This window comes from Bradyrhizobium sp. AS23.2 (assembly GCF_001908185.1).
Taxonomy (GTDB): Bacteria; Pseudomonadota; Alphaproteobacteria; order Rhizobiales; family Xanthobacteraceae; genus Bradyrhizobium.
The window spans coordinates 1-3,147 of record NZ_LGHM01000277.1; the positions used below are offsets into that span (position 1 = coordinate 1).

Here is a 3,147-nt window from a genome sequence, read left to right on the forward strand (position 1 = left end):
TTTCGACGTTTCCAACGGGGCGAAAAGAGCGCTTGCGGAAAGGACCACACGGTTTTGCCGTACGCACGGTTCGTTGGCGCCACAGGTTCGACGGCGTTGTGCACTTTGCCGTCGAAATGCTGGCGAGACGAACCTGACAGCGCCGCTCATCCAGCGCGAAGCCTCGGGCTCACGGAGAGCAATCCGCCCTGCCCACGCCTCTCGCGCCCGACGCTGCCGCGTCCACCGCAAGCCCGGCTCGCGAACGTGACGACACAAGATCGCCCCTCAAGGATGAGCCGGAGCCGCTGCGAGCGCATCGTCGAGATTCAGAAGGTCGATGCGCTCCGCCTCTACGGTCCGGAGGTAGTCTGGCGGGATGTCGGTCAGCGTCTGCTGGGCAACACCTGCCGACAGCGAACGGGGCGCCACGAAGAGGACGGCTGCTGGCCCTCGTTCGGGTAGTCGCTGGCGCAGCCGCACGCATCAGAAATGGATGCCGGCATGGCACCGAAGCATCACCCGACGCCCCTGAGCGGCGGCGACCGCAAGGCGCTCGCCAAGGAGCTCGGCCGCGCACGCGCGATGACGACGATTCTCGCGGCGCAGTCCGCCGAGGCCCGCGCCAAGGGTGAGGCCCTAATCCGAACGGCGGACAAGCTGCTCTGCGAAAACTGGAACGAGCGCATGTGGGCCGACGGCGGGCCGATCGCCCCCTCGCCGACCATCGATCAGGGCGTCAACGGCGGTTACGCCTGGCTCGAAATCGAGTGCTCGCGGTGCAAGACCCGCCGGGACGTCGATTTGCCGGCGCTACACCATCCGCCGACCACGTTCGTCCATGACTTGGCGAGCCGGCTCCGCTGCAGCAAATGTGCTAAGGCCGGCCGTCGCCCGTCCGCTACGCTTCTGCAACTGACACCGCGCCCCCGCCAGGCCGCTCCGGAGACTTGATCATGTGTAATCTCTATTCGATGACGAAAAACGTCGATGCGATCCGTCGCTTGTTCGGCGCGCTCAATAGCCACGTCGGCAATCTGCCATCGATGCCCGGCATCTTCCCGGACTACCCCGCCCCTATCGTCCGTAATGCGCCGAACGGCCGCGAGGTCGCCATGGCGCGCTGGGGCATGCCGTCCTCGTCGAAGGCGCTGATGGACGCAACGAAGAAGCGCGCCAACCGCTACCATCAGGAGCAAAAAATCGTAGAAGATCGTAGTCTGGCGTGGGAAATCGTGCCGCGTCCGCTACATCGCTAAACCCACTATTTCCGTAGCCCTGTTTTCTTATCGGAGGGTAGCCTGCTGCTGCACGCCCGGGATGTTTACGATGCCGATTTTGGTATCCGGCGAGCGCGCATCGAGTGGCGGGGTATTGGCGGTCGGATTCACTTCGTCGACCTTCCGCTTGAACTCGCGGTTCAGCTTTTCGAATGCTTTACCATCGTCTTTCTTCGCATCTGTCGCTGCACTGCTTCCTGCGCCCTGATTGGCATCTGCCGGTCCCAGCGGCCGCGATGGGGGCTTGACTATGACCTCAGGCAAAAGGGTCGGTACCCCATCCTGGGCGCGTGCCAAGGTTCCGCTGATCAAGGTCAGAAACAACGCAGCTGGTATGACCGTCGTGGAACGTCTGGAAGCGGTCATCGCCCTGCCCTCACCTGCATGACGAGCGTGAGGCGATGAAGCCCGAACCGCATCCATCGGTCCGTTACTGGCTCGACGCCCAGTGCAGCGACGGTCAAAGCACGTCCCCTACAAGTGCATCCCCTAATCGGGGCAAAGTAGGTCCCCTGCTCGGCGCCGCCGGCGCCGAGTGAAACAAGAAGGGTTCGCGGCGGGCTTCGGCTTCGCCGCGAAAGTGCGAACCGAGCGAATCGTGAATTAGCCCGAGTGCAAGACGATCTTGCTATCGGCGGGCGGCATGAGTTTCCCAAAAATGGAAATACCCTCTTCCATTTTTGGGAAATCGACGGTAGTATCCTTTCATGCTGGTGATCGGCACGGACATTGTTGAGCGCTATTTTGCCGAGCGCTCTGGTCATCGGGGCATCGATGCGGCGCGCGCTCAATACAGGGCATGGCTGGCGATTGCGGAGGCTTCGGACTGGCGGACGCCGCAACAGGTGAAGCGATCGCATCCCAAGGCGAGCATCCTGAAAGGCGGACGTGTGGTGTTCAACATCAAGGCCAATGACTACCGCCTGATCGCCATGGTTCAATATCGTGATGGCGTGTTGATGATCCGCTTTTTCGGCAGTCATGAAGACTATGACAAGGTGGACGCGGAGACGGTGTGATGAAGGCAACATTGATAATTATCCAGAACCAGGCCGATCATGAGGCGGCCAAGGCGCTTGTCGGCAAGCTGATGCAATCTAACGAGACTGCCGATCGAGCGCGTATGGTAGCTCAGGCTCGCCTTATCGAGGCGTATGAACGCGCGCGCTGGCCGCGCAAAGCGCCGCCGTTGCCCGATTTGCTGACCTATCTGGTAGAGCAACATGGTTTGACGCGCGCTGATCTTGTGCCGCTTCTGGGCACTGCGAGTCGCGTCAGTGAGGTCATGTCCGGCAAGCGCGAATTGAGCATGACGATGGTGAAGCGTCTGCGCGAACGTTTCCATATTCCGGCGGATTTGCTGATTTCCGCGAGCGGAAGTGTTGCGGCTTAGGTCAATCGGGACCATGACTTTCGATAGGGGGCGCACTTTGCTCGGCAGCCGTCAACATTCGCATCGACGCGAGAAAGTCAGCGCATGCGATTCCAACGACTTGCAGGGCGATTAGGGGACGCACTTCGCCTGGCGCCGCACCCAGGCGGCCGAAACGGCACCGAAAGTTTCGCCTGACTGGACGTGCGGCGGCGCAGCCTATCCAACTTCAAGATCGTGGATGATCGGTTTCGGACCGTCGGGCGTGATTTCGAGGCGCGCAAGAGTGATCGGTAGGTTGAAGCGTCGGCGCCCAGCACTGCCGGGATTCAGGTAGAGCAAGCCGTCGACGGTGTTGATCTTCGGCACGTGGGAGTGGCCGGAAACAATGACATCGATGCCCTCAGCTACGGGATCGACCTGCAGGGTGTTGAGGTCGTGCAGAACGTAGAACAGCCGTCCGGCGAGCCGCACGAACTCGGTTTCGGCAAATTCGGTGGCCCAATCGCTCGTGTC

The 3,147-nt window shown here is 61.5% G+C and carries 5 protein-coding genes and 1 pseudogene; 4 read left to right on the forward strand and 2 right to left on the reverse strand.

What is annotated here, in order from left to right:
• The first annotated feature begins 483 nt into the window (after positions 1 to 483).
• A complete protein-coding gene (locus AC630_RS40885) occupies positions 484 to 933 on the forward strand; it encodes a hypothetical protein (protein WP_074124014.1) in 450 nt (149 codons plus the stop codon).
• A gap of 2 nt (positions 934 to 935) precedes the next feature.
• Positions 936 to 1,202, forward strand: a pseudogene (locus AC630_RS40890) (SOS response-associated peptidase); the annotation flags it as partial.
• Between the two features lie 63 nt (positions 1,203 to 1,265).
• Here AC630_RS40890 and AC630_RS40895 read toward each other — a convergent pair.
• Complete coding sequence (locus AC630_RS40895) at positions 1,266 to 1,625, reverse strand: hypothetical protein (RefSeq protein WP_074124009.1); 360 nt, start codon at positions 1,623 to 1,625, stop codon at positions 1,266 to 1,268.
• A gap of 341 nt (positions 1,626 to 1,966) precedes the next feature.
• Here AC630_RS40895 and AC630_RS40900 point away from each other — a divergent pair, with 341 nt between their 5' ends.
• Complete coding sequence (locus AC630_RS40900) at positions 1,967 to 2,278, forward strand: type II toxin-antitoxin system HigB family toxin (protein WP_074124010.1); 312 nt, start codon at positions 1,967 to 1,969, stop codon at positions 2,276 to 2,278.
• A complete protein-coding gene (locus AC630_RS40905) occupies positions 2,278 to 2,652 on the forward strand; it encodes a helix-turn-helix domain-containing protein (RefSeq protein ID WP_074124012.1) in 375 nt (124 codons plus the stop codon). Before AC630_RS40900 ends, AC630_RS40905 begins: the two co-directional genes overlap by 1 nt.
• Before the next feature lie 198 nt (positions 2,653 to 2,850).
• Here AC630_RS40905 and AC630_RS40910 read toward each other — a convergent pair.
• Positions 2,851 to 3,147, reverse strand: a 297-nt coding sequence (locus AC630_RS40910; RefSeq protein WP_143198716.1) for a metallophosphoesterase family protein, incomplete at its 5' end; no start/stop codon positions are given.